This window comes from Phycicoccus sp. Root563 (assembly GCF_001427915.1).
GTDB lineage: Bacteria > Actinomycetota > Actinomycetes > Actinomycetales > Dermatophilaceae > Pedococcus.
In genome coordinates this window covers 2,371,291-2,396,243 of the sequence record NZ_LMGM01000001.1, presented here as the reverse complement: position 1 = coordinate 2,396,243, position 24,953 = coordinate 2,371,291, and the positions used below count along the sequence as shown (strand labels likewise).

At 72.0% G+C, this 24,953-nt stretch carries 28 protein-coding genes and 1 tRNA gene; 11 read left to right on the top strand and 18 right to left on the bottom strand.

Translation table 11 applies throughout. The features are described 5' to 3' along the window. Position 1: 1 nt before the first annotated feature. The 6 genes from ASD62_RS11425 to ASD62_RS11400 form a co-directional block, all read right to left on the bottom strand. Entirely contained in the window at positions 2–1,570 is a 1,569-nt protein-coding gene (locus ASD62_RS11425) for a hypothetical protein (protein ID WP_056916069.1), read from the bottom strand. Then, the gene (locus ASD62_RS11420; RefSeq protein WP_056916068.1) at positions 1,567–2,073 is read right to left on the bottom strand and encodes a hypothetical protein; all 507 of its coding nucleotides are present in this window, start codon (positions 2,071–2,073) and stop codon (positions 1,567–1,569) included. The genes ASD62_RS11425 and ASD62_RS11420 overlap by 4 nt, the downstream gene beginning before the upstream one ends. Before the next feature lie 3 nt (positions 2,074–2,076). Next, complete coding sequence (locus ASD62_RS11415) at positions 2,077–2,676, bottom strand: hypothetical protein (protein ID WP_056916067.1); 600 nt, start codon at positions 2,674–2,676, stop codon at positions 2,077–2,079. A 93-nt stretch (positions 2,677–2,769) separates the two neighbouring features. Then, complete coding sequence (locus tag ASD62_RS20485) at positions 2,770–3,711, bottom strand: hypothetical protein (protein WP_056916066.1); 942 nt, start codon at positions 3,709–3,711, stop codon at positions 2,770–2,772. A gap of 3 nt (positions 3,712–3,714) precedes the next feature. Then, the gene (locus ASD62_RS11405; protein WP_056916065.1) at positions 3,715–4,284 is read right to left on the bottom strand and encodes a MauE/DoxX family redox-associated membrane protein; all 570 of its coding nucleotides are present in this window, start codon (positions 4,282–4,284) and stop codon (positions 3,715–3,717) included. 201 nt (positions 4,285–4,485) lie between these two features. Next, positions 4,486–5,319 carry a hypothetical protein gene (locus ASD62_RS11400; protein ID WP_056916064.1) on the bottom strand — a complete coding sequence of 278 codons (834 nt, stop codon included), beginning with the start codon at positions 5,317–5,319 and terminating at the stop codon, positions 4,486–4,488. 145 nt (positions 5,320–5,464) lie between these two features. Here ASD62_RS11400 and ASD62_RS11395 point away from each other — a divergent pair, with 145 nt between their 5' ends. The 4 genes from ASD62_RS11395 (at position 5,465) to ASD62_RS11385 (ending at position 7,726) form a co-directional block, all read left to right on the top strand. After that, a complete protein-coding gene (locus tag ASD62_RS11395) occupies positions 5,465–5,983 on the top strand; it encodes a peptidylprolyl isomerase (protein WP_056916063.1) in 519 nt (172 codons plus the stop codon). 34 nt (positions 5,984–6,017) lie between these two features. Next, entirely contained in the window at positions 6,018–6,905 is an 888-nt protein-coding gene (locus ASD62_RS11390; protein ID WP_056916062.1) for a rhomboid family intramembrane serine protease, read from the top strand. Between the two features lie 276 nt (positions 6,906–7,181). After that, positions 7,182–7,352: a Flp family type IVb pilin gene (locus ASD62_RS20120; RefSeq protein ID WP_200956880.1), complete on the top strand. Its 171-nt coding sequence runs from the start codon at positions 7,182–7,184 to the stop codon at positions 7,350–7,352. A 203-nt stretch (positions 7,353–7,555) separates the two neighbouring features. Further along, on the top strand, positions 7,556–7,726 hold the full coding sequence (locus ASD62_RS11385; protein ID WP_056916061.1) for a Flp family type IVb pilin: 171 nt from the start codon (positions 7,556–7,558) through the stop codon (positions 7,724–7,726). Between the two features lie 150 nt (positions 7,727–7,876). Here the strand turns inward: ASD62_RS11385 and ASD62_RS11380 are convergent, their stop codons facing one another. After that, positions 7,877–8,125 (bottom strand): cell division protein CrgA, encoded by a 249-nt coding sequence (locus ASD62_RS11380; protein WP_056916060.1) that lies wholly within the window; start codon positions 8,123–8,125, stop codon positions 7,877–7,879. Positions 8,126–8,190: 65 nt separating this feature from the next. On the opposite strand from ASD62_RS11380, the gene ASD62_RS11375 reads away from it, so the two are divergent. Genes ASD62_RS11375 through ASD62_RS11360 form a run of 4 tightly spaced genes read left to right on the top strand, consistent with a single transcriptional unit; the run spans position 8,191 to position 10,512 of the window. Next, positions 8,191–8,943: a DUF881 domain-containing protein gene (locus ASD62_RS11375; protein WP_056916059.1), complete on the top strand. Its 753-nt coding sequence runs from the start codon at positions 8,191–8,193 to the stop codon at positions 8,941–8,943. Next, on the top strand, positions 8,940–9,647 hold the full coding sequence (locus ASD62_RS11370; RefSeq protein ID WP_056916058.1) for a class E sortase: 708 nt from the start codon (positions 8,940–8,942) through the stop codon (positions 9,645–9,647). The genes ASD62_RS11375 and ASD62_RS11370 overlap by 4 nt, the downstream gene beginning before the upstream one ends. After that, a complete protein-coding gene (locus ASD62_RS11365; RefSeq protein ID WP_369818797.1) occupies positions 9,644–9,859 on the top strand; it encodes a hypothetical protein in 216 nt (71 codons plus the stop codon). Before ASD62_RS11370 ends, ASD62_RS11365 begins: the two co-directional genes overlap by 4 nt. Further along, on the top strand, positions 9,856–10,512 hold the full coding sequence (locus ASD62_RS11360) for an aminodeoxychorismate/anthranilate synthase component II (protein ID WP_056916057.1): 657 nt from the start codon (positions 9,856–9,858) through the stop codon (positions 10,510–10,512). Before ASD62_RS11365 ends, ASD62_RS11360 begins: the two co-directional genes overlap by 4 nt. 17 nt (positions 10,513–10,529) lie before the next feature. On the opposite strand, the gene pknB is transcribed toward ASD62_RS11360, so the two are convergent. The 7 genes from pknB to ASD62_RS11325 are packed head-to-tail and all read right to left on the bottom strand — an operon-like array spanning position 10,530 to position 19,400. After that, complete coding sequence (gene pknB, locus ASD62_RS11355; RefSeq protein WP_056916056.1) at positions 10,530–12,434, bottom strand: Stk1 family PASTA domain-containing Ser/Thr kinase; 1,905 nt, start codon at positions 12,432–12,434, stop codon at positions 10,530–10,532. Further along, a complete protein-coding gene (locus tag ASD62_RS11350; protein ID WP_082580738.1) occupies positions 12,431–13,756 on the bottom strand; it encodes a serine/threonine-protein kinase in 1,326 nt (441 codons plus the stop codon). Before ASD62_RS11350 ends, pknB begins: the two co-directional genes overlap by 4 nt. Continuing rightward, entirely contained in the window at positions 13,753–15,210 is a 1,458-nt protein-coding gene (locus ASD62_RS11345; protein WP_056916055.1) for a penicillin-binding protein 2, read from the bottom strand. Before ASD62_RS11345 ends, ASD62_RS11350 begins: the two co-directional genes overlap by 4 nt. Continuing rightward, positions 15,207–16,583: an FtsW/RodA/SpoVE family cell cycle protein gene (locus ASD62_RS11340; RefSeq protein ID WP_056916054.1), complete on the bottom strand. Its 1,377-nt coding sequence runs from the start codon at positions 16,581–16,583 to the stop codon at positions 15,207–15,209. Before ASD62_RS11340 ends, ASD62_RS11345 begins: the two co-directional genes overlap by 4 nt. A gap of 7 nt (positions 16,584–16,590) precedes the next feature. Next, positions 16,591–17,964, bottom strand: a complete 1,374-nt coding sequence (locus tag ASD62_RS11335; protein ID WP_056916053.1) for a PP2C family serine/threonine-protein phosphatase — start codon at positions 17,962–17,964, stop codon at positions 16,591–16,593. A gap of 11 nt (positions 17,965–17,975) precedes the next feature. Beyond that, positions 17,976–18,500 carry an FHA domain-containing protein gene (locus ASD62_RS11330; protein WP_056916052.1) on the bottom strand — a complete coding sequence of 175 codons (525 nt, stop codon included), beginning with the start codon at positions 18,498–18,500 and terminating at the stop codon, positions 17,976–17,978. A gap of 9 nt (positions 18,501–18,509) precedes the next feature. Then, positions 18,510–19,400, bottom strand: coding sequence for a DUF3662 and FHA domain-containing protein (locus ASD62_RS11325; protein WP_056916051.1), 891 nt, complete (start codon positions 19,398–19,400; stop codon positions 18,510–18,512). A 296-nt stretch (positions 19,401–19,696) separates the two neighbouring features. Between ASD62_RS11325 and ASD62_RS11320 the strand changes: the two genes are divergently transcribed. Continuing rightward, positions 19,697–19,779, top strand: a tRNA-Leu gene (locus ASD62_RS11320). Positions 19,780–19,953: 174 nt separating this feature from the next. On the opposite strand, the gene ASD62_RS11315 is transcribed toward ASD62_RS11320, so the two are convergent. Together ASD62_RS11315 and ASD62_RS11310 are read right to left on the bottom strand one after the other, a co-directional pair. Next, positions 19,954–20,748, bottom strand: a complete 795-nt coding sequence (locus ASD62_RS11315) for a class I SAM-dependent methyltransferase (protein WP_056916050.1) — start codon at positions 20,746–20,748, stop codon at positions 19,954–19,956. A gap of 150 nt (positions 20,749–20,898) precedes the next feature. Beyond that, positions 20,899–21,762 (bottom strand): aldo/keto reductase, encoded by an 864-nt coding sequence (locus tag ASD62_RS11310; RefSeq protein ID WP_056916049.1) that lies wholly within the window; start codon positions 21,760–21,762, stop codon positions 20,899–20,901. A 279-nt stretch (positions 21,763–22,041) separates the two neighbouring features. Between ASD62_RS11310 and ASD62_RS11305 the strand changes: the two genes are divergently transcribed. Further along, complete coding sequence (locus ASD62_RS11305; protein ID WP_056917332.1) at positions 22,042–22,605, top strand: NYN domain-containing protein; 564 nt, start codon at positions 22,042–22,044, stop codon at positions 22,603–22,605. Positions 22,606–22,642: 37 nt separating this feature from the next. On the opposite strand, the gene ASD62_RS11300 is transcribed toward ASD62_RS11305, so the two are convergent. Both ASD62_RS11300 and ASD62_RS11295 read right to left on the bottom strand, forming a co-directional pair. Then, positions 22,643–23,146 (bottom strand): nucleoside deaminase, encoded by a 504-nt coding sequence (locus tag ASD62_RS11300; RefSeq protein ID WP_056916048.1) that lies wholly within the window; start codon positions 23,144–23,146, stop codon positions 22,643–22,645. Positions 23,147–23,179: 33 nt separating this feature from the next. Next, positions 23,180–23,683: a hypothetical protein gene (locus ASD62_RS11295; RefSeq protein WP_056916047.1), complete on the bottom strand. Its 504-nt coding sequence runs from the start codon at positions 23,681–23,683 to the stop codon at positions 23,180–23,182. 413 nt (positions 23,684–24,096) lie between these two features. Here ASD62_RS11295 and ASD62_RS11290 point away from each other — a divergent pair, with 413 nt between their 5' ends. Beyond that, positions 24,097–24,924: a hypothetical protein gene (locus ASD62_RS11290; protein WP_056916046.1), complete on the top strand. Its 828-nt coding sequence runs from the start codon at positions 24,097–24,099 to the stop codon at positions 24,922–24,924. Positions 24,925–24,953: the final 29 nt, after the last annotated feature.

The following is a 24,953-nucleotide window of genomic DNA, read 5'->3' as shown; positions in this document are numbered from 1 at the left end:
GTCAGGGAGCGACGGTGATGGTGCCGCCCTCGAAGGTGCAGGTCATGGTGCCGTCGGCGAGGCGCCGGGTGTCCGTGAGGGGATAGCCGTAGGGGCCGGTCGCCCCGCCCTGCGCCTTCCACTCCGCGCGGACCGAGCCGAGCACCCGTCGGCCGGGCCCGGTGCCGAGCGCCCAGACGTCGCCGCCCTGGAAGCTCTGGTAGACCCCTCGCGCTGCCGTCCCCTGCGCCCCGGTGGGGAAGTGCAGCCAGCCCTGGTCGCGCCCACCGGCGACCCACGCCGTGTGGATGACACCGCTGATCGCCTGGGTGGTCGTCGAGGCCGAGTCGATGATGCAGCCCTTCTGGAAGCGCTGGACCCATGCGCCGTTGCCGAGGTCCTCCTTCGGCGCGACCGGGTAGCCCAGCCGACCGGCCTCCCGGCCCTCGCGCTTCCAGACGTCCCACCGGACGCTCCACACGGACTGGATGGTCGTCGAGGCCGAGTCGACGACGCAGCCGGACTGGAACTCCTGCCGCCAGCCTCCGTCGACCATGCCGGAGTACCGGTTGCTGATCGGGTACCCGAGCCGTCCGGACTCGCGCCCCTCGCTCACCCACAGGGTGTACGCGTCGGCGTAGACGACCTTCGGCGCGGTGCTCGGCGAGTCGGCGATCGCGCCGCGCTCGAAGAGCTGGACCCAGCCGCCCTGCGCCCGCCCCGTCATCCAGTCGCTGGCGGGGTAGCCCAGTAGACCCTTGACCCCGTCGACCTGGGTCCACACGGTCTTCACGACGTTGGGCACCGCGCGGGTACCCGTCCTGGAGTTCGTGTGGATCGAGCCACCCTGGTAGTCGACCCGGGTGCCGCGGTTGTCGCCGTTGTCCTTGATCGGCCCGAGGGACGACTTGAGGAACGACCCCTGGGCGCCCATGTCGCGGTACTTCTTCTCGATGGCGCCCCAGCGTGGGAGCAGGGGCGAGCTGTGCTCGTTGGTGCGGTTGTCCTGCAGCGAGGTCGTCGTGCAGGCGTCCCACTTGTAGGGGGCGACACAGCTGACGACCCGGCAGTGCACACCTCCGCTGCACTTCACCTGGGTGTTGCACTGGCCGTACCGGAAGGCGTTGCAGCAGACGCGGCGCTGGTCGCACGTGGCGCTCGAACCGGTGCCGCAGGAACAGCTCCAGCACTTGCTGTCGCAGATGCCGTCGGTGCAGCCGGTCGAGCACTTGGAGCAGGAGGCGTTGCAGTCGACGATGTACCGGTAGCCGCCACCGCACCACGAGGAGTCGGCGGCCTTCCACCACCCGGCCGCGAAGCTGCCGGGCGGACAGGTGTTGGCTCCCTTGTTGACCGTCGCGCAGAACACCGTCCAGCCGCTGCTGGCGGTGTTGCCGGGGCCGCAGATCGTCGCGTACGCCGGCTGGGGCCGCAGGACGTAGTCCTTCGGTCGTGTCGCGAGGGCCGAGCCGGCCACCGCCGCACCGACGAACACGTCGCGGCGGGACACCGGGCGCATCCGCCGCGTCAGCGAGGTGACGAACCCGGCGATGCCGCCCGGGCCGGCGTTGAGGTCGTCGAGAGCGCTCACGGGTGTCCTCCCTGTCGGGCCAGGGTGGCCCGGTCGGTGATGCGCAACGAGTTGACGAGGGCGACCGCCCGGGGCACCGAACCCATCCGTCGGGCGTGGCTGCCGAGCACGGTGAACAGGCAGAACGCCCGACCGCCCGAGCTGAAGAAGTGCTGGGACGCGCTCAGCCCCGGCAGCGGCCGCTGCAACCGGTTCGGGCCGAACTGCGACGGGGCCAGGCGGGGCAGCCCCTGCTTCTCGAACAGGCCCTGGTCGGCGACCTCGGTGCCGTAGTCGACGAGGGCCACGAAGATGTCGTCCGGGCCGAGTAGGTCGACCACCCCGGTCCCGAAGTCCCCGCGTGCCGTCGGCATCGGCCTGGTGCAGGCGTGCAGGACCGGGCGGGTCACGTCCTCGGCGGCTCCCCGGGCGGTGGGGCCCAGGTCGGTGGCACCGGGACGCCGTGAGACGGCGACGTGCCACCCCCGAGGTGCCTGAGCGGCGAGTCCGTATGCGTCTGCCATGGTTCAGCTCCCAACTGCGGCGACCAGCAGTGCGGCGGCCGCTCCTCCCAGCGCCACCCTAGCGATGATTCGTGCCGGTTTGGCCCAACGCTCCACCCGGGTGAACACGGCGTGCAGCGCGGCCCGGTCGGTGACCCGGCCCATGAGCAGCGACGGGAGGGCGCGGACCACGCCGAACACCGCCCCGATGGCCAGCCCGGCACCGAGCTGCCCGGAGAGGGCGGCGAGCAGCACCACGCCATACGTCGTCGCACTCGTGATGATCGTGACGAGGCCGAACCCGAGCTGCACCCCGAACCCCAGTCCCATCACCCAGCCGCGGTACTCGTCGAGCCAGTCGACGTCGACCTGGCGGCGCCACGAAGGCACCATCCGGTTGCCCGGCGCCGAGTCGAAGCCCAGGCCGACGAGCAGCAGCAGGGCCACGACACCGAGGGCCCAGGGCGAGGCGCGCAACTCCTCGGGCACGGCGGAGCCGAGCAGGGCGGCGAGGGCCCCGAGCCCGAGACCGCCGACCAACGACCCGACGAGGTATGCGGCGGTGGTCAGCCACCAGCGGGAGTTCCTGGCCCGCTCACCGAGCGGGCTGATGCTCGAGAGCATCGACTCACCTCAAGGGGACCACGTGGCGCGCACGGCGGCGACCGCCGCCATGGGCAGGCCCAGGGCGAGGGCCAGGACGGTGACGGACACGGGTCAGTGCTCGTGCGGGCCGGGCACCGCGTGCTCGTGGGCGTCGTCGTGGTCGTGCCCGTGGTGGTCGTGACCCTCGTGGTCGTGCCCGCTGTGGTCGTGCCCGCTGTGGTCGTGGTCGTGCTGGTGGTCGTGCCCGTTATGGTCGTCCGGGCCTTCGGGGTCAGGCGACTCGTAGAGGCTGGGGTGACCCGGCGCGATCCCTGCCGCGAGCAGCTCACCGTCCATGCGGGGGAGGTTGTCGCGCTCGCCGCGGCCGAGGTCGTCACCCACGAGCGCTCCGGGGCCGCTGCGGCCGGCCGCGGCACGGGCCTCCTCGCTGTCGGACACCCCCTGGGCCATCAGGTCGCGGACCTGCGGCCACGTGGTCGCCGAGCCCTCGCCGGTGACCTGGCCCCCCTCGACGTAGACGAAGTAGGGCGAGCCGGGGATGTCGTAGTCGAGCCAGGCGGCGGAGGACTGGATCACGGGCACGTCGCCGGCGAGCGACCGGAGGCTCGGGACCGACTCCTCCTCGGGGCCCTTGGCGACGACTCGAAGGGCACCGTCGCCGGGCACGTCGACACCGCGCTGGAACTCCTCCCAGAACGTCTGGCAGACGCTGCAGCCGCTGGTGAGGAAGGCGAGCAGGGTCCGCTGGCCGGGGGCCGTCACGACGACCTCGGATGCGGCGCGCTCGAGGTCGGTGCCGACGATGTCGTGCGCCTTCGTCGAGTCGTGCCGGGTGGCCGGGATGACCCCGGTCTCCAGCTCGACCGGCACGGGACCGGGCTTGCCGCCCGTGGTCGCGGTGGTCACCCCCGTGCCGGCGTCCTTCTCGAGCTCGAGGCCTGCCCCGAGCTCGTGGAGGGCCTTGAGGATGAGCGCGTGGCTGCGCAGCAGGCCGAGCACGAGGACGCCGAGCAGGACGACGGCGACCCCCTCGGCGATGACGACGGCAAGCATGGGTCAGCCCTTCATGCGGGTCGGGTTGGCGCTGCGGACGGCGGTGGCGGTGGTGGTGGGGAGGACGGCCATGACCATCCAGGCGAGGCCGGCGATGACGACGGCGAGGGCGACGGTGGTCACGAGCGACGCACCGGCCGGCGCGTTCGCAGCTGCTCCGGACCACACGGCGGACGGCGGGTCCGCGGCGAGGGCGACGGCGACCAGCGCGGCAGCAGCCGTGAGGACGAGGTGGGACCGGGTCGCGGGGGTGTCGGGCTTGCCGAAGCACCCGCACGACCCGAGGACCCCGCCGCGCGTCAGGACGCGCCCCACGAACAGGGTGAAGACGAGGTAGGCCGCGGCCACCACGGCCGCGCTCGCGCGGCCCGGGGCCACGACGGCCCAGACGCCGACGACGACCTCGCCCACGGCGAAGAGCCGGACCAGTGCCGCCCCGGGGCCCGGTGGGACGACGAACCCGGCGGAGCGCAGGGCGCGCACCAGGGGCAACGGGTCGATGACCTTGGGCACACCGGCCACGACGAGCAGCCCCGCCACCGCGAGGAACGGTCCCGCGAGTGCGTCCCACATGGCGTCCACGCTACCCGCCGGGTGCGACGACCCGGCGGTCGCGACAGGCGGGAGTCGTCGTGGAGGTGGGCTGGGAGCGGCAGGGGGCCGGTGTGGGGCGGCAGGGCGGCATACCGGGACAAACACCGCGGGGTGCCGCTCCGTCGGTCGACGGTGCGGCACCCCGGAGGTGCGCCCTGCGCTGAGGGCGGTGGAGCTGCGTCAGTCGACCTTGTCCTTGGTCTCGTCGGCCTTGTCGGCGACGGCCTCGGCGGCGTCCTTGGTCGCGTCCGCGGCAGAACCTGCAGCGTGCTTGCCCGTGGAGGTCACCTTGTCCTTGGCGTCGGACGCAGCACCGGCGGCCTTGTCCTTGGCCTCGGTCGCCTTGTCCTTGACGGTGTCGGCTGCTGCTCCGGCCTTCTCCTTCGCGGCGTCGGCGAGGTTCGAGACCTTCTCCGAGGTGGAGGCGCGGCCGCTGGTCGGCGCGGTGTACGGGTCGTCGAGGGGGGTGGCCCACGGGTCCTCGCGCGGCGCGGACTTGCGGAACACGGCGAACGCGGCACCGGCAGCGGCGAGGACGCCGAGGAAGATCAGCACCTTGCCCTTGCGACCGCTGCGCTTGGCGACGGCGTCGCCCTTGAGGACGTGGAACGCCCCGCTGGAACGGTCGGCCGTCTCGCCGGCCACGTCCGTGGCGGTGCTCTTGGCGGCAGCGGAGGCTGCGGCCACGGCCGCGATGGCCTCGGCGACCTTCGGCAGCAGGCTGTCGACGATGGTGTCGCGGGCGGTGTCGACCTTGGGCGCGAGGCCCTCGACAGCACCCTGCAGCTTCGGGGCGGCGACCTCGATGCCGTGGTCGACGTGGGGCTTGGCCCAGTCGCGGGCAGCCTCGACGTGGGGCTTGCCCCAGTCCTTGGCCTGGCCGGCGCGGTCCTTGGCGACCTCTGCGGCCGGGGCCACACGGTCCTTGAGGGTCGATGCGTAGTCCGCCGCGGTGTGGGCCGTCGAGCTCACAGCGTCGGCGGCCTGCTCGGTCTTGCTCTTGGTGCGGAACACCTGTGCCTCCCTGGTGGTGCGGACATGTCTGGCTTCCCCGAGGGGATGCCACTCCTGCCCCATCCTGCCTTGTTTCGGCTGGTGGGCAACCCAGCGGGGCTCCCGCGGACGACGCCCGGACGGCCTCCGTGGAAGGATGAGCAGCATGGACGTCACCCTCAAGACCAACCACGGCGACATCAATGTCACCCTCTTCCCCGACCACGCTCCCAAGACGGTCGCGAACTTCGTCGGCCTCGCCAAGGGCGAGCAGGAGTACCGCGACGACGCGGGCCGCACGAACCCCACGCCGTTCTACGACGGCCTGGTGTTCCACCGCATCATCCCCGGCTTCATGATCCAGGGCGGGTGCCCCGTCGGCCAGGGCTTCGGTGGCCCCGGCTACACCTTCGACGACGAGATCAGCCCGGACAAGAACTTCAACCAGCCCTACATGCTCGCCATGGCGAACGCCGGCAAGCGCATGGGCAAGGGCACCAACGGCTCGCAGTTCTTCATCACCGTGGGTGACACCTCGTGGCTGCAGGGCAAGCACACCATCTTCGGCGAGGTCGCCGACGGCCCGAGCCGCGAGGTCGTCGACAAGATCGCGAACGTGCGCACCGGTGCGAACGACAAGCCGGTCGAGGACGTTGTCATCGAGTCGGTCGTCGTCAACGACTGACCTCGACCCGATCCCCCGAAGACAGGACCCGCGCATGAGCGAGCCCACCGCCGGAGCGCAGCAGCAGACCACACCGGTCTGCCCCCGGCACCCCCAGCGCGTGTCGTACGTGCGGTGCCAGCGCTGTGGCCGGCCGGTGTGCCCGGACTGCCAGCGGCCCGCGGCCGTCGGCGTCCAGTGCGTCGACTGCGTCCGCGCCCAGGCCAAGACGATGCGCTCGGCCACGACCGTCTTCGGGGGACGGGTCACCGACACCCCCGTGGTGTCCTACGCGATCATCGCGCTCTGCGTGCTCGTGTACGTCCTCCAGCTCGCGGTGCCGGGCTTCAGCGACCAGGTGGACTTCAGCCCCTACACGGGTGAGTCCGAGCCCTGGCGGTTCGTCACCTCGGCCTTCGCGCACAGCCCCCAGCAGATCACCCACATCCTGTTCAACATGGCGGCCCTGTGGATGGTGGGTGCGCAGTACCTCGAGCGCCTGCTCGGTGCCGCCCGGTATGCCGCGGTGTACCTGATCAGCGCGGTGGGCGGCTCGGTCGTCTACCTCCTCATGTCCACGCCCCCCACCAGCACCCTGGACCGGACCTCGTGGTTCACGCCGATGGTCGGTGCCTCGGGTGCGGTGTTCGGGTTGTTCGGGGCCCTGCTCGTGCTCAACCGGCACCTGGGCCGTTCCTCCGCGGGGATGTACCTCACCATCGGCATCAACGCCGTGATCGGGTTCGTCCTGCCCAACGTCGCCTGGCAGGCGCACCTCGGCGGACTGCTGACCGGCGCGGCCCTGGCGGCCGTCATCTCCTGGACCACGCCGCGCGAACGCCGACGCTGGCAGTGGCCCGGCCTTGGGGCCGTGCTCGCGGTCCTCGTCGTGCTCGCTGTCGTGAAGTACGCGCTCTCCCCCGGGTTCGTCCTCGTCGGCTGACGGGCTCCGGGTTCCCGGCAGCGGGTGGGGACCCGCGTATTACACGCCTGTCATTTGTCCCCAGCTGTGGAGAAAGGTGTGGACAACTCCCTGTGGACAACGGTGGGGACGAGCGGCGGACAGATGTGGACAAAGGTGGGGATGCCCGCTGGTGCCCGAGGATGAGGCGTCTAGTCCTGATGTAGGAGGCTATGGCTGCGTTGTCCGCATGATCACCTTTGCGGTGCTCGCTGCAAGGCTCTGGGGACTCGACACCGACGTCCACAGGGGGACCACATGACCACGCTCCAGCAGATGATCCGACGCCGCTCCGGCTCCGAGCGAGGGGCCACGCCGGTGGAGTTCGGCCTCACCGTCGGTCTCGTCGCGACGTTCCTCGTCGTGGTGGTGGGCCACTTCGGCGAGAGCCTCGCCGGGATCTTCGACGCGGCCAGCCGGGGCTTCTGAGCAGGAGGGCTCTGCGCCCGACCGGGGTGCGTGGGGGAAGCCACGAGCTCGGGGCCGGCCGGCACCGCCGGCGGGGACCAGGCCCCTCTCGTGCGGATGGTGGAGAACGACGACCCGCACGAGGACGATGTCCGACCGGATCGGCGCTGCCACTCTCTCCGTAGGGCCACTCGCCCGATCCGCCGGCCGCAAGGGAGCCCACCATGACCTCGATCCACAGCAAGATCCAGCAGCGCATCAACCGCGAGCGCGGCGCCACCGCCGTCGAGTACGGCCTGATGGTCGGCCTCATCGCGATCGTCATCATCGTCGCGGTCGCGCTCCTGGGCACGAACCTCTCCGACATCTTCAACACGGGTGCCACGACGGTCTGACCCGGCTGACCCCACCGACCCCTGGCCGCCGGAATCCCCCACCGGCAGGCCATGGTGTTCGCCCCGGCGAACGACAGGAGCGCACCCCGGCCCAGCCGGGGTGCGCTCCTGTCGTGTGGGCAGGTCGTCAGGCGACCCGCGTCCGGTGGTTCAGCGCCAGCGGGTGGTCATGGCGAACCCCGACAGCATCAGGCCGAAGCCGATGCCGAGGTTCCAGCGGCCGAGCGCCTCGACCGGGAAGCGCTGGCTGGTGATGTAGAAGACGACGATCCACAGCAGTCCGAGCACCATGAGGGTCAGCATCACGGGCACGAACCAGGGCGGGTTCCCGACCTTGGCCTTCGCGGGCTTGCTGGGCGGGGTGTAGGCGCGCTTGGCGCGGCCCTTGGACTCCGGCACGGGAAAACTCTCCTCGCAGGTCGGACGGCATCGAGCCGCCGGGACGTTTGGCATAGCGTAGTGCCATGGCGGACCAGAGGCTGACGTGGTTGACGCGTCGGCCCACGGTGTGGTCGGCGGTCGTCCCCCTCGTCGCGCTCGGCGCCGGGGTCATGTTCGCGCTGAGCGCGGCCACGGCCAGGGGCACGGACCTGCGGTCCTCCGGAGGTGACGTCCCCGGCCTGATCAGGGAGCAGACGCGGCAGAACGCCATCGCCGCCCAGCGGGTCGCCTCGCTGCGCGCCGAGGTCGACCGGCTGTCGGCCCAGCAGGCCCCCGGCGACCTCCAGGTCACCGAGCTGACCAAGGACGCGGATGCCCTGCGGCTCGCCGCCGGGACCGAGCCGGTCGCCGGACCAGCGGTCCAGGTCACGATGACCGACGCGAAGACCGTTCCCGACGTGCTGCCGGACGGCTTCTCGGTCGACGACTACGTCGTGCACCAGCAGGACGTCCAGGCCGTCGTGAACGCGCTGTGGCAGGGCGGCGCCGAGGCGATGATGCTCATGGACCAGCGCGTGGTCTCGACGAGCGCGGTCCGCTGCGTCGGCAACACGTTGATCCTGCAGGGACGGGTCTACTCGCCGCCCTACGTCATCACGGCCATCGGCGACCAGGGGCGGCTCCGTGCGGCCCTCGACTCCAGCCCCAGCATCGGGATCTACCGCCAGTGGGTCGACGCCGCCGGTCTGGGGTACGACGTGACGTCGCGTCGCGAGATGACGTTCCCGGCCTACGCCGGCTCGATCAACCTCCAGGACGCCCGGGCGGCGCGATGAGCTCAGGTGCGGCCCGCGCGGGTCGGTGGGTGCTCGGGCTGGCCGGGGACGTGTTCGTCACGGCCGGCCTGCTCCTGCTCCTGTTCGTCGGGTGGCAGCTGTGGTGGACCGACGTCACCGCCAACCGGGTCCAGGACGACACCGTCCACGCGCTCACCCGCGACTTCGCGTCCGGGGCGTCCGGCTCGGCCGCGGCCAACCGGGTGCCGGCTGCCGTGCCGTTCGGCAAGGCCTTCGCGATCGTGCGGATCCCGCGGCTCGGCGCCGACTACGCGCGGCCCGTGCTCGAGGGCACCAGCCGCGACATCCTCATGGACGGTGTCGGCCACTACACGGGCACGGCGCGGCCCGGTGCCGTGGGGAACTTCGCGATCGCCGGCCACCGCACCACCTACGGGCGCCCGTTCCACGACATCGACCTGCTCCGCGCGGGCGACAAGGTCGTGATCGAGACCCGGACCGAGTTCCACGTGTATGCCGTGAAGCGGCACGTCATCGTCGCGCCCACCGAGGTCGATGTCATCGCGCCGGTGCCGCAGAAGGTCGGCACCAGGCCCACGCAGCGGTGGCTCACGATGACCGCGTGCCACCCCAAGTACAGCGCGGCGCAGCGGTACGTCGTCTTCGCCGAGCTGGTGCGGTCCTACCCCCGGGCGGCGGGGCTGCCCGCCGACGTCCTCGCCGCACCGAAGGCAGGTGCGTGATGATCTACGCAGCGATCTGGCGGGCGCTGCCCGGGCCCTTGGTGGTCCGGGTGCTGCTGGCCGTGGTGCTGGTCGTCGCCGTGGTGGCGTTCTGCTTCCTGTGGCTGTTTCCGCGGATCGCGCCGCTCATGCCGTTCAACGACAACACGGTCGACCCGTCGGCCGCCCGTCCCCACGCCGTCCACGCACCCCAGCTCGAGGCCTCCCCATGACCCGCATCCTCGTCGTCGACAACTACGACAGCTTCGTCTTCACCATCGTCGGCTACCTCCAGCAGCTCGGTGCCGAGTGCGAGGTCGTCCGCAACGACGCGCTCACCGCCGCCGACGGTGCGGACTTCGACGGGGTGCTCGTGTCGCCGGGTCCCGGCACCCCCGAGCAGGCCGGTGTCTCGATGGCGATGATCGAGGCGTGCGCCGAGCGCGCCCAGCCGATGCTGGGGGTCTGCCTCGGTCACCAGGCGCTCGGGGTCGTCGCCGGGGCGACCGTCGGGCGGGCACCGGAGCTGCTCCACGGCAAGACGTCCCGGGTCCTGCACGACGACACCGGCGTCCTCGAGGGCCTGGGCAGCCCGTTCACGGCCACCCGGTACCACTCGCTGACGATCGACCCCCCGACGCTGCCCGAGACGCTGGTCGCCAACGGGCACACCGAGTCCGGCATCATCATGGCCGTCCGCCACCGCGACCTGCCCCTGCACGGGGTGCAGTTCCACCCCGAGAGCGTGCTCACCGAAGGTGGGCACCGCATCCTGGCCAACTGGCTGCAGGTCTGCGGCCTGGACGACGCCGTCCAGCGCTCGGAGGGCCTGAGTCCCCTGGTCCGCGACGCCGAGGGAGTGGCCCGGGCCGTCGCCGCCCACTGACCTCCGGTCGGTCCCGGTCAGGGCGTCTGGATCGGCGCCGGGGGTGTGACGGGGATGGTGCTCGTCGGCGCCGTGGTGGTCGTCGTCGTGCTCGTCGTCGGCGGAGCCGTCGTGGTGGTCGGTGGGGCCGTCGTGGTGGTGGTCTGGGTCGGACGCGGCGGCTGGGCCACCGTCAGCACGATCTGGGTGCCGTCGTCGACCTTCTCGCCCTTCTTGATGCTCTGCTTGGTCACCGAGTCCTCGGTCTCGGAGCTCTCGACGTACTCCGTCTTGATGCGGAACCCGAGGTCACCGAGGATCTGGGCGGCCTCGCTGCGCGACTTGCCCGCGACGTCGGGAGCGGTGATCTTGCCCGAGGACACGGTCAGGCCGACGGCGCTGCCGACCGGGACGGACTCGCCGGCTCCCGGGTCGGTGGAGACGACCTGGCCCTTGTCCAGTCCCGAGTCGTCGACCTCCTTGATGGCGCCGACCTTGAGGTTGAGGTTGGACAGCGCCGTGCGCGCCTCGTCCTGGCTGTAGTCCCTGAGGTCGGGCAGGTCCCTGGTGTCGGGGCCGGCCGAGATGCTCAGCTGGACGCGGGAGTTGCGTGCCGCGAGCTCGCCGCCGCCTGGACTCTGCTCGATGACGTGGCCGATCTCCTTGGTGCTGGCCACCTGGGTCGACTCGGGCACCAGCCCGGCCGCCCTGATCTCCGCCTCGGCTGTCTCGACCGGCTTGTCGACCACGGACGGGATGGACACCTGGGCAGGCGTGTCCGGTGGCCGGTCGAGGAAGGACTTGCCGGCGAGGGCGAGCAGCACCAGCGCGCCGACCACGGCGAGGACGAGCAGCACGTAGGCGAGGCCGCGTCGGCGACGCGGTTCGTCGTCGGGGTCGTGCCCGATGGCCGGCAGGGTCGCGGTGTTGCCGTGGCCGCCACCGGCGGTGCCGGGAGCGGTGGCGGTCGTCGGGGTGGCACCCGCGGGCAGGACCGTGGTCGCTGCCGCGGCGGCCCCGAGGGCACCGATCGCCACGGTGGCCTCCGGCGCCGAGCCGGCCGTCCCGCGGGCTGCATCGCTGATGGGGCGCCCGAGCCGGGCGGCCTGCAGGTCGGCGCGGAACGCGGTCGCGTCCTGGTAGCGGGCCTCGCGGTCCTTCGCGAGCGAGTGCAGGACCACCGCGTCGAGGGCCGGGCTCACGGCGGGGTTGAGCGAGGACGGTCGCGGGGGCGGCTGGCCCACGTGCTGGTAGGCGATCGCGACCGGTGAGTCGGCCTGGAACGGCGGGCGACCGGTGAGCAGCTCGAACAGCAGGCAGCCCGTGGAGTACAGGTCCGAGCGCGCGTCGACGTGGTGGCCCTGGGCCTGTTCGGGCGACAGGTACTGCGCGGTGCCGATGACGGCCTGCGTCTGGGTCATGGTGGCGTTCGCGTCGGCGACCGCCCGCGCGATGCCGAAGTCCATGACCTTGATGTCGCCGCGGGAGCCGATCATGACGTTGGCCGGCTTGATGTCCCGGTGGACGATGCCCATCCGGTGGCTGTACGCCAGCGCATCGAGCACGCCCTCGGTGATGCGGGCCGCCTCCGCGGGCTCGAGGTGGTGCCGGTCGTTGAGCAGCTCGCGCAGGGTCTGGCCCTCGACGTACTCCATGACGATGTAGGGCACCGGGACCGAGGCGCCGCCGGACTCGGTCAGCCGGTCCTCGCCGGAGTCGTAGACCGCGACGATGCTCGCGTGGTTGAGCCCGGCCGCCGACTGGGCCTCACGGCGGAACCGGTTGAGGAACGAGGGGTCGCGGGCGAGGTCGGAACGCAGCAGCTTGATGGCGACCGGCCGGGAGAGGCGGGCGTCGTGGCCGAGGTGCACCTCCGCCATACCGCCGCGACCGAGCAGGCCGCCCACTTCGTAACGGCCCCCGAGGAGCTGTGGTGCGGTCACGGCTTCTTGCCTCCCTTGCCCTTGCCGTGGCCCTTGCCGGCGTGGCCGGGGGCGGGCCGGGCCGGGGCGCTGGCCACGGTGGTACGGGTCGTGCGGGTCGGCGAGGCGGTGTTCTTGGCAGGGGTCATGGTGGAGCGGGTCGTGGCCTTCGGGGTGGTGGGTGTGCTCGTGGCCCTCGGGGCGAGGGGTGTGCTCGTGGCGGCGACCGGGGTGGTCCGGGACGGGGTGGGCGTCGAGCTGGCGTTGCCGCGGGAGGTCAGCGACACCACGAGGGCGACGGCGAGCAGGACCGCGACGCCGGCAGCGACGGGCAGGGCCCAGGGGGGACGCCGGGTGTCGTGCACCTCGGTGTCGTCATGACCGGGGTCGGTGGCGAGACCGGCGGCTGCCGCGGGGGCGAGGAAGACGGAGGTCGGCAGCGTGTCGTCGCCGCTCAGGCCCTCGGGCGCTCCGGCGATCACGGGGGTGACGGCCGAGGCGGCTCCGGCCCGGAGGTGCTCGGGGACCTCGCCGTCCGGGAGCTCGAGGGCGGCCGCGAACTCCGCGGCACTGGCCGGACGCTGGGAAGGGTCCTTTGCCAGGGCGGCCATCACCGTCGTCCGCAGGGGTTCCCCGACCTCGTCGGAGAGCTGGGGGGCCGGTTGGCTGAGGTGCGCCAGGGCGGTGGTCACCATCGACTCGCCGTTGAACGGTCGACGCCCGGTGAGCATCTCGTAACCGACCACGGCCAGGGCGTACACGTCGCTCAGCGGGCCGGCCGGTCGGCCGGCGGCCTGCTCCGGTGCGAGGTAGTGGGGCGTGCCGAGGACCTCGCCGGTCTGGGTCATCGGGGCCTCGCTCAGGGCGCGGGCGATCCCGAAGTCGGTGAGCTTGGCGTACCCGTCCGGGTCGACGACGATGTTCGCGGGCTTGACGTCCCGGTGGACGACCCCCGCGTCGTGGGCCGCCTGGAGGGCCAGCGCGGCCTGTCGCAGGATGTCGGTGACCTCCTGCTGCGGCAGCGGCGCACGCTCCTTGATCAGGGTCGAGAGGGGTTCGCCGACGAGCAGCTCCATGACCAGGAAGGCCGTGCCGTCGTCCTCGCCGAAGTCGTGGACCGTCCCGATGTTCGGGTGGCTCAGACCGCCGGAGTGGCGGGCCTCGGCACGGAAACGTTCCGCGAAACCCTCGTCCTGCGCGCTGTCCGGCCGGAGCACCTTGACGGCGACGTCACGGTCCAGGGTGACGTCGTGGGCACGCCAGACCTCACCCATCCCGCCCATCGCGATGGACTCCTCGAGGCGGTAGCGGCCGGCGAGCACGTCGCCCTGCGTGGGGGTCACTTGCCGAGCACCGCTTCCATGACGGCCTTGGCGATGGGGGCCGCGACCCGACCGCCGGCGGCCTCGTTCCCCGCGTTGCCACCGTCCTCGACGACGACGGCGACGGCCACCTTGGCGCCCACGGCGGGCGCGAACCCGGTGAACCAGGCGTGCGGGGCCTTGCCCACCTCGTGCTGGGCGGTGCCGGTCTTGCCGGCGACGTCGACGCCACTGATCTGCGCGGCGGTGCCGGTGCCGTTCTCGACGACCCCCTGCATCATCCGGGTCAGGGCGTCGGCGGTCTCCTTCGAGACGGCCTGGGACAGCTGCTCCGGCGGGGGTTCGTCGAGGACCTCCAGGTCGGAGGAGGTGACCTTCTTGACCAGGTGGGGCTTCATGACGATGCCGCGGTTGGCGACGGCGGCGGAGATCATGGCCACCTGCAGCGGGGTCACCCGCACGTCGTACTGGCCGATCGCCGACTGGGCCAGCTGGGGTTCGTTGAGCTCGGCCGGGACGCTGCTCGGGGTCACCGTCATGGGGATCGTCAGGCGGTCACCGATGCCGAACTTGGCTGCCTGCGAACGGAAGTCGTCGGCGCCGATCTGCATGCCGAGCCAGCCGAACGCCGTGTTGCACGAGATCTCGAGCGCCCGCTTGAGGGTGACCTTGCCGTTCGGCCCGCACGGCTGGCGGTCGTCGTTCGGCAGGTTGGTCGTGGTCTGCGGCAGGTCGAGCGTGGCCGGTCCGGGGATCTGCGACTCCTCGGTGAACTTCCCGGACTCCAGGGCGGCGGCCGACGTGACGATCTTGAACGTCGACCCCGGCGGGTAGAGGTTGCCGGCGATGGCGCGGTCGACCATCGGGCGGCTGCTGTCGGCGTTGAGGTCCTTCCACGCCTTCACGACGGCGGAGGTGTCGTGGCTGCTCAGGACCGAGGGGTCGTATGACGGGTGGCTGACGAGGGCGAGCACCTCACCCGTGCTCGGGTCGAGGGCCACGACCGCCCCGCGCTGGTTGCCCAGCGCCTTCTCGGCCGCGGCCTGCGCCTTGGCGTTGACCGTGAGCTCGAGGCTGGCCCCGGTCTGGTCCTTGCCGGTGAGGATGTCGCTGACGCGGCGGTAGAACAGCTTGTCCGAGGAGCCCGAGAGCAGCGCGTTCTCGGCACCCTCGATCCCGCCGCCCGCGCCATACGTGAAGGAGTAGTAGCCGGTGAGGTGGGCGTAGAGCTTGCCCTGCGGGTAGGTGCGCAGCCACTTGAGCTCGTCCTTGGAGGCGACCGACTTGGCGATCGGGGCACCCCCCACGAGGATCTGGCCGCGCTCTCGGGCGTAGTTGGCCAGCAGGGTGCGGCGGTTCTCCGGCCGGTCGTCCAGGGACTTGGCCTGGACGAACTGGATGTAGGTCGAGGAGATGAGCAGCGCGCCGAACAGCAGCGCCACCACCATGGAGAGCCGGCGGAGGGGGGCGTTCACCGCAGCGCCACCATCTCGGTCTTGGCCTCGCCGGTGCTGGACGCACCGACCGGCGTCTCGACGACCGGCCGACGGGCCTGGTCGCTGATGCGCAGGAGCAGGGCCACGAGCGACCAGTTGGCCAGCAGGGAGGAGCCTCCGTAGGACAGGAACGGCATGGTCAGGCCGGTGAGGGGGATGACCCGGGTGACCCCGCCGACGACGACGAAGCACTGCAGCGCCACCGAGAAGGCCAGTCCGCCGGCGAGCAGCTTGCCGAACCCGTCCCGGACCCCGAGCGCCGTGCGCAGGCCGCGCTCGACGAGCAGGACGTAGAGCATGAGCAGCGCGAACAGGCCGATCAGGCCGAGCTCCTCGCCGAAGCTGGGGAAGATGAAGTCCGACTCCGCGAAGTAGGTCAGGTCCGGGCGACCGCGACCCAGGCCGGTGCCGAAGAGGCCACCCGCCGCCATACCCATCAGGCCCTTGGCGACCTGGTCGGACTGGCCGGGGGCGAACGGGTCGAGCCACAGGTTCACGCGCGCCTGGACGTGGGAGAAGAGCAGGAAGGCGAGGTAGGCGCCGCCGCAGAACAGGGCCATGCCGATGGCGATCCAGGACACGCGCTCGGTCGCGACGTAGAGCATCGACACGAACAGGCCGAACAGGAGCAGCGACGAACCCAGGTCCTTCTCGAAGACCAGGACGAGCAGGCTGAGGATCCAGGCGACGAGGATCGGGCCGAGGTCGCGACCGCGCGGGAAGGTGAAGCCGAGGACCTTGCGGCCCGCGAGCGAGAGGGCGTCACGGGTCTGCACGAGGTAGCCCGCGAAGAAGATGGCGAGCACGATCTTCGCGACCTCGCCGGGCTGGAACGTGAACGGCCCCAACCCGATCCAGATGCGCGAGCCGTTGACGGTGCGACCGACGACGGGCAGCAGCGGCAGGATCAGCAGCCCGAACCCGACGATCGACGCGGTGAACGTGAACCGGCGCAGCGCGCGGTGGTCGCGCAGGAACCACAGGACCGCGGCGGCGATGGCGACGGCCAGGGCGCTCCAGATGAGCTGGCGCAGGGCCAGGCCCTCGCTGATGCTGCGGCCCTCGGCGATGTCGAGCCGGTGGATCATCACCAGTCCGAGGCCGTTGAGCAGGGTGACGATCGGCAGGAGCAGCGGGTCGGCGTACGACGCCTTCCAGCGCAGCAGGAGGTGGAACGCGAGCGAGATCGCGAGCAGGCCGGCGCCGTGGGTGATGAGGCCGGGCGGGAACGCACCCGAGACCGAGAGGCCGACGTTGACGTAGGCCAGGACGACGATGCCGACGGCCAGCAGCAGCAACGTCAGCTCGACGTTGCGGCGGGTGCGGGGAGCGAAGCTCGAGACGGTCGTCATGGCGCGCTCAACGGGTCGTCGTCGACGGGGTGCCGGTCGTCGTCGACGAGGTCGTCGGGGTGGTGGTGGTCGTGGTGGTCGTGCTCGGGGACGTCGTGGTGGTGCTCGGCGTGGGGGTCGACGAGTCGCCGGTGGCGCAGGTGCCACCGGTCGCCCGGCTCACCGCGCAGCGGGACGCCTCGAGGCGCAGCTCCTCGACGAGGGCCTCGGCGTCCTTGAGCGTGTCCTTGGAGATCGAGGCCTCGACCTTGGTGCGGTAGAAGTCCGGCAGGTCGCTCACGACGACGTCGGACGCCTCCTCGACGTGCGACAGCGCGATCGGCCCGAGGTCCTGGGAGACGCCCTGGTAGATGGCGACCTTCCCGTCGTGGGCGCCCACGAAGTACTGGCCCTGCGACCAGTCGTACGCGGCATACGCGCCACCACCGAGGACCACGAGCACGACGGCGAGGACCGCGGCCCTGCGCCACCAGCGGCCGGGCCCGGCCGGGCCCTCCTCCGCGAGGGTCACCTCGTCGTCGTCCTCGCCGGTGGCCTCGCGGGTGAGCGCAGCGGCCTTGGCAGCAGGAGTGACCGGTATGGCGCGGGTGCTCTTCTTCGTGCGCGTGGAGGCGGCGCCCACGATCTGCGGCTGCGTCGGGGGGCCGTCGACCTTGGTGAGGTCGACGACGTCACCGATGACGATGGTCACGTTGTCCGGTGCGCCTGCCTTGAGCGCGAGGTCGACGAGCCGGTCGGCCGTCGCGCCAGGAGCGTCGCCGGCCGTGACGATCTCGGCGATGGTGTCACCGGCGACGTAGTCGGTGAGGCCGTCGGAGGCGATGAGGTAGCGGTCGCCCATTCGCGCCTCGCGCACGGTGACGTCCGGCTCGTCGTCGGGCTGGCCGGTCAGGACGCGGGTGACCAGGGAGCGCTGCGGGTGACCGATCGCCTCGTCGGCGGTGATGCGGCCCTCGTCGACCAGGGACTGCACGAAGGAGTGGTCCTTGGTGATCTGTGTGAGCTGGCCGTCGCGGGCGAGGAAGGCGCGGGAGTCGCCGATGTGGGCCAGGACGAGCTTGTTGTGCGACCGCAGGATCGCGATGAGCGTCGTCCCCATGCCGTGCAGGCTGGGATCGGACTTGACCATGTCGGCGAGCTCGTCGTTCGCCGACGTGATCCGTCGGAGCAGGGCCTTGCTCGCCTCGGCGCTTCCCAGCGCCTCGCCGTCGAGGTCGGCCAGCGCACCGATGACCACCGAGGACGCGATGTCGCCGCCGGCGTGGCCACCCATGCCGTCGGCCATCGCCAGCAGCCGCGGTCCGGCGTACCCGGAGTCCTGGTTCTCCGACCGCACCATCCCGACGTCGGAACGCGCGGCGTAGTTGAACGCGAAGGGCATGTCGTCGAGGCCTACTTCCGCAGCTCGATGACGGTCTTGCCGATCCGCAGGGTGGTCCCGACCTCGACCCGGACCGGGCCGGTGAGGCGCTCGCTGCCCAGGAAGGTGCCGTTGGTGGAGCCGAGGTCCTCGACGAACCACGCGCCGTCGCGGTGGAAGATCTTGGCGTGCCGGCCGCTGGCGAAGTCGTCGTCGAGGACGAGGGCGCACTCGGGGTTGCGGCCGATGACGGTGCCGGACTCACGCAGGGGAAGGCTGGTGCCGGTCAGGGCGCCCTGCGTCACGACGAGCGTGCGCGGCGTGGACGAGGCCTGGCGCCGAGGGGTCTTCGCCGGGGGCTTGGCGGCGGGGGTCTCGTCGGCCTTGGCAGCGCGCGCGGCCGGCTGCCGCTTGGCCGGCGCGGGCTTGCGCGGGGTGCGGCTGACCACGCGGGTGCCGTAGATGTCGCCGCGCAGGACGCCGACGACGCTGAACACGAAGATCCACAGGAGGACGAGCAACCCGAGGCGGATGATCGTCAGGGTGAGTTCACTCATGCGACGAGGTCACCGCCGCCCGGCGCGGTAGACGACGGAGGTGCGGCCCACCGTGATCCGGTCCCCGTCGGAGAGGCGTTGGCTGGAGATCCGCTCGCTGTTGACGAACGTGCCGTTCGTCGAGCCGAGGTCGCGGATGCTGGCGACGAGGTGCGGTCCGTCGTTGGTCACGCGGATCTCGCTGTGGCGCCGGGAGATGCCGGGGTCGTCGAGGATGATGTCTGCGGCGTCATCGCGACCGAGGACGGTCATCGCGCCCATGAGGGGGTAGCGCTCGCCGTCGACGTCGAGCCACGGCCGGTCGGCGGGGTTGACCCGGCGGGGCGGAGCCGGTGGGGCGACCGGCGCCTGCGCCTGGGTGGCCTCGAGGCCGTCGTCGTCCGGGACCTGCCGCGCGGGGTGACCCTGAGGGCGGGCGGAGTGGGCCGGGGGTGAGACCGCGGCAGCCGCCTCAGCCTCGGAGTAGGGGCTGGGAGCCGACCCGGCGCCATACCCGCCGCTGCTGCGGCGACCGGGGGCCTCCCCGGGGCGACGCGCCGTCGAGGTGCGCAGGCGGAAGACCCCGGTCTCGAGGTCGTTGGCGCTCGCGAAGCTCACCTGCAACGGGCCGCCGGGCTGGTAGCGCTGCGACTCGGCGTGCTCCTGGGCGGCCGCGATGAGCTCGTTCTCGAGCTCCTCGTCGTACCCGCCGAGGCGGTCGTAGTCGGTGTCGGAGAGCTCGACCGTGTAGAGGTTCGGCACGATCGTGCGGCCGGGGCCGAGGATCGCGGCACGGTCGTCCATGGCCCGCCGGATCGCCGAGGCGATCTCCACGGGCTGGACCTCCGACTTGAAGGCGCGCGCAAAGGCACCGTTGACGGCACGCTCCAGGCGTTGCTCGACCCGGTCGAACAGTCCCACCGCTCGGCCTCCTTCGCTGACTGGCCCCTGATCGTAACCGGCTCGGCTGGCCGCGGCGCCCGCCGCGCCATGCCGCCGCGCGGCGACCCAGCCAATCGCGACCAGCCACCCGACGCAAAACGCCGGTTGCTCGGGGAAACGGCAGTTGCAGGCCGCAGTTTTGCCCAACAACCGCCGTTTTGCCGTGTCGCGCACCCGGTGGTGTCGTGCCGTCGACCCGCCCGGCCCGTCCCACGGCTGTGCCGGAAAGAGCCGGTTTGGAGTTCGGGGCACCGATACAGCACACTGTTCACCGCGCGCGAGTGGCGGAACGGCAGACGCGCTGCGTTCAGGTCGCAGTGTCCGAAAGGGCGTGGGGGTTCAAATCCCCCCTCGCGCACGCAATGACGAAGGGCCCCCGAGAATCTCGGGGGCCCTTCGCCGTGCTGGTGCACCGGGCGTCGCTGGTCCGGGCGGGTCCGGGCGGGTCCGGGCGGGGTCCGAGCTGGGTTCCGGCGGGGTCCCGGGGCCGTGGCTCCGGCGCTGTCGGCAGGGGCGCTGTCGTCAGGGGCGCTCAGACGTGGACGGGCGGGGCGCTGCCGTCGCTACCGGCCGGCGTGTGCGGAGTCTTGAACCCGACCCACAGGTATGTCGGGATGATCGGCATCAGCGCACGGAACGATGCCCGCGGCAGCCTGGCCGCGAGTCCGGGGACGATGTCGCCACCGCTGTAGCGCTGCGGGTCGGCCAGGACCGGCACCGTGTAGTCCCAGAGGTCGAACGCGTTCAGCAGCTGCTCGAGCGACCGCCGGGTCCGCAGCCGCTCGTAGTACTGGTCGCCCTTGCGGGTGATCCGGACGTACGCGTCCCCGGCCTTCGGCGGGAGCCACGACAGGAACGGCAGCCGGTGGTGTGGCTCGATGATCCCGAGGCGGTTGGCCAGGCCGAAGTAGGCCACGCCGTCCGGGGACAGCACCCGGTGGATCTCGGCGACGACGGCGGCCGGGTCGACCACGTGCTCGTAGATGTGGTTGAGCACGACGACGTCGACGCTGTCGTCCTCGAACGGCAGGTGCTCTGCGTCGCTGAGGTGGAAGGTGACGTCGGCCCCGAACCGCTCCTTGGCCAGGGCGACGCCACCCTCGTCGATGTCGACCCCGTGGGTCGTGGCGCCGGCCTTCGCGAGCTCGTCGGCGATGTAGCCGGCCGAGCAACCGACGTCGAGCGCCGTCAGCCCGGTGAGGTCCGGCCGGCCGAGCGCGTGGCGCAGGACCGCGAGGATCTTCGCGGCCTTCTGCCGCCGCTTCTGCTCGTCGAGCATCGCCGCCATCTGCTGGGAGTAGTCGAGCTGCGGCTTGCGTTCGGCCATGGCCTGGCTCCGATCGTGGGGTGTGCGTCGGCGGACAACCTATCGGCGTGCGGTCGGTGCCCTGACCTCACGAGTTTGAAGCCCCAGCGACACCATCGCGTCGCTGGGGCTTCAAACTCGCGGTCAGAGGGTCGCGGTCAGAGGCGGACGTCAGGCGTCGGCGTCCAGGGCCTTCAGCTCGTCGTCGGTCAGCTCCAGCTCGGCCGCCTTCACCGAGTCGGTGATGGACTCGGGCCGCGAGGCCCCCGGGATCGGGATGACGACGTCGGCCAGCGAGAGCTCCCAGGCCAGGGCGACCTGCTGGGGGCTCACGTCGTGCGCCTTGGCGACCTCCGCGAAGGCCGAGTGGTTCGAACCCAGCTCGGAGGCGTTCGAGATGCCACCGAGCGGGCTCCACGGCAGGAACGCGATCCCGAGCTTCGCGCAGTGGTCGAGCTCGCCGCGGCTGGACAGGAACTTGGGCGAGAACTGGTTCTGCACCGACACGAGCCGTCCGCCGAGGATCTCCTGGCTGAGGTCGATCTGCTCGATGTTCGCGTTCGAGATGCCGGCGCGGACGATGACGCCCTCGTCGAGCAGGTCGCGGATCGCGCCGACCGACTCTGCGTACGGCACGGACGGGTCCGGCCGGTGGAACTGGTAGAGGCCGATCGCGTCGACCCCGAGCCGTCGTGCCGACTCCTTGACCGCGGACTTGAGGTGCTCGGGGCTGCCGTCCAGGGTCCACGAGCCGTCGCCGGGGCGGAGGTGGCCGCCCTTGGTGGCCACGAGGACCGACGAGCTGTCGCCGCCCCAGGACTTCAGGGCCTTGGCGATGAGCGACTCGTTGTGGCCCACCTCGTCGGCGTCGCGGTGGTACGCGTCGGCCGTGTCGATGAGGGTGACGCCGGCGTCGAGCGCGGCGTGGATGGTGCGGATCGAACGCTCCTCGTCCGGGCGGCCCTCGATGGACATGGGCATGCCGCCGAGTCCGATCGCGCTGACCTGGGTGTCGCCGAGTGTGCGCTGCTGCATGGGGGTCCTTCCGTGGGGATGGGGGCCTCACCACGCTAGGTCGGTATGCCGCGTGGTGCCCACTCGAGGCACCTGACCACCCGCAGGAGGGTGGGACGCGTCAGACTGGTCGCGTGGGAGCACCCGATGGCGTCGCGTAGGGCCCGCAGGGCGATGGCCGGCGAGGGACCGCCGCGCGAGCACGTCGCCGGAGGCACCACCTCGCCGGACGAGATCCCTGGCCGGGCACCGCACGCGAGCCCCGACGCGGAGCCGGCCCGACGGCATACAGTCACGTCCATGGTTGATGACGCGCAACGGACGACGTACGTGCTGGTGGACGGCGAGAACATCGACGCCACCCTCGGCACGTCGATCCTGTCGCGTCGGCCCCAGCCGGACGAGCGCCCGCGGTGGGACCGCCTCAAGAACTTCGCCGAGGAGGAGTGGGGCCAGCCGGTCAAGGGACTGTTCTTCCTCGCGGCCAACGGCGACCTGCCGATGGGGTTCATCCAGGCGCTGCTGGCCATGGAGTACCGCCCGGTGCCGCTGTCGGGGCGTGCGCACGAGAAGGTCGTCGACATCGCCATCCAGCGGACCCTCGACGCGCTCGCCGACCGCAACGCCGACGTCATGCTGGTCAGCCACGACAGCGACTTCGTGCCGCAGCTCGGCAAGCTCTGCGACGGCCGCAAGGTGGGGCTCGTCGGGTTCCTCGAGTTCCGGAGCAAGGCGTTCGTCGAGCTCGAGTCGCGGGGCCTGGAGTTCTTCGACCTCGAGTACGACGTCGACGCGTTCACCGCACGCCTGCCGCGTGTCCGCGTCATCCCGATCGACGAGTTCGACCCGTTCGAGTTCATCTGAGCCGGAGCCGGTCGCGCCCTCGACCGCGGGCAGCCGCCTAGGGGGCGTGCCGCGTGGCGAAGGCCTCGTGCAGCGCGCGGACCTCGTCCGTCAGCTCGGGGGCCGGTCCGGCGACCACGACCCCGGGCGCGACGTCCTGCACGGGCAGGGGCGTGACCGGGCCCGCGGGGAGTCCCCACCCACGGCGCCAACCCACGAGCTGGGCGGTGGACGCGGCATACGCGATGCGTCCCAGGCCCACCCACGCATGGGCGGCGGCGCACATGGGGCAGTGCTCGCCGGAGGTGTAGACGGTGGCGGTGGCGCGCTCGGCGGGGGTGAGGGTGGTCGCGGCGAGGCGGGCCAGCTCGAGCTCGGGGTGACGGGTGTCGTCACCGGTGGTCTGCTCGCGGTTGCGGTCCTCGGCGACGACGCGGCCGTCCGCGGTGACCAGGACCGAGCCGAACGGTCCGTCGCCGGCCTCGAGGGCCTCGCGGGCGAGCTCCACGCAGCGACGCAGGTGGCGCAGGTCGTCCTCGGTCAGGTCGGTCCCCAGGGTCATGGACCCATGGTGGCCGATCTGCGAGCGAATCGGTCAGATCCGGCCGGTGGTGATCCAGGCGCAGGCGCGGTGGACGGCGTCCCAGGGGTCGGTGCCGAGCTCGACGGTGAACCGCCGGACGTGGGCCTGCGGGTCGGTGAGGACCGCGGTCCACGCGTGACCGCGGGCACCGATGGTGAGGACGGCGCGACGCAGGAGGGTGCAGGAGGCGATGTCGACGGTCATGGCGCCGCCGTTGCCGAGCTCGCGGCGCATCGAGAACGCATGGCCGTCGATGATGTCGGTGCACCGGGCCGCCTCCGCGGCACGGGACCGGGCCCGGTCGTACTCGGCCTGGGTGACGTTGCCGAACGACAGGGCGAGGGCGGAGCGGGCGGCGGTCAGGCCGACCACGGTGCGGGCGCGACCGGCGTCCTCGCGGGCCGCCTCGCAGGCCATCCAGGTGCGGGTGACGTCGGCGGCAAGCGCCTCGCGCATGCCGGGTGCTGCGTGGGCGACGTACCAGGCGTTGTCGTAGATGCGCTCGATGACGGTCATGGCGAGTCCTCCTCCACCGCTGACGGTGGCTGTAGCTGGGTGCCGGGGGAGTGTCTGGCGGACCGTTCCGGCAAGGTCAATCGTCGCCGTCGGGGCTCGTTCACACATCCGTCGTGGGACGGCGAACGATCTCCACCACGTGGCGTAGCCGTCGACCCCGTCTTCCTCGGTTTGCCCGTGGAGACGTTCGACGGCTGCCGAGGAGCCCTCCACCAGAAGGACGCCCACACGCGACGGTCGGCTGGACGCCCTCGACGAACCGGTGGACCGCCCTCCTGCGCTCGGCCACGATCCGCGGCCGAACGGATGACCCGTCCCGGGAACCGGTCTGGATCTGGCGCACGCCGTCCGGTGGGCGCATAGTGAGGGTGACCCGCGGGGCAGGCCCGCCGGTCAGTCGCCCTGGAGGCGCCATGAAGGCCACCACGCCGTCCCTCACCCTCCCCGACGTCGTGCCGGTGCTCTCCTCCGGGAAGCACCGCAACCCGCGCAAGGGCGCCTGCTTCATGGAGATGGCGTCGTACCTCGCCGGCGAGCGGTGGAGCGACCACCCCGAGTGCACGCACCCGCTGCTGGCGTCCCTGGCCCGGCTGGTCAACGACTCGCTCACCGACCACGACCGCCCCCGGATCGTCGGCCTCATCCCCGACGTCGTGGGCATCACCGGGACCGCCCTGGAGCTCGACGTCGCGATCGCCGTGCGAGCCGGTGCCGCAGCCCTCCCGATCGCCCCGCTCATCCGGCAGAACGCCCTGGCCGTGGGGCTGCTGACCTGCCGCCGACTCGCCGCCGACCTGCCCACGGACGGCCTTCCGCCGGCCGGGCTCGCCCCGGCCACCCAGGGCGCCGGGGCCACCCAGGGCGCCGGGGCCACCCAAGGCGCCCGGGCCACTCAGGGCGCCGAGGCCACCCGAGCCGCCACCGGGCACGCCGACCTGGTCGCGCTGTGCGACGCCGCCCTCGAGGCGACCCCGGACGCCCACGCGTGGGCGCTGCGGTTCGGCAAGGACGGGCAGGTCAGCGAGCGGACGTTCCGGCGCCAGACCGCCCCCCACCTGGTGGCGTATGCCGTCGAGGGCATCGCGGTCGCGTGCGTGGACGACGTGCCGGCCCGCATGGTCGGCCTGCTGTCGGCGACCATCCACGACACCGCCCGCCGTGCCGACCGCCTCGCTGCCGCCCCGGTCGTGACCTCGCCCTCCCAGCCACGCCTCGAGCGCATCCGCTCCCTCGTGCGCTGACCCGACCGCCCCCACCCGTCGGCCGGGTG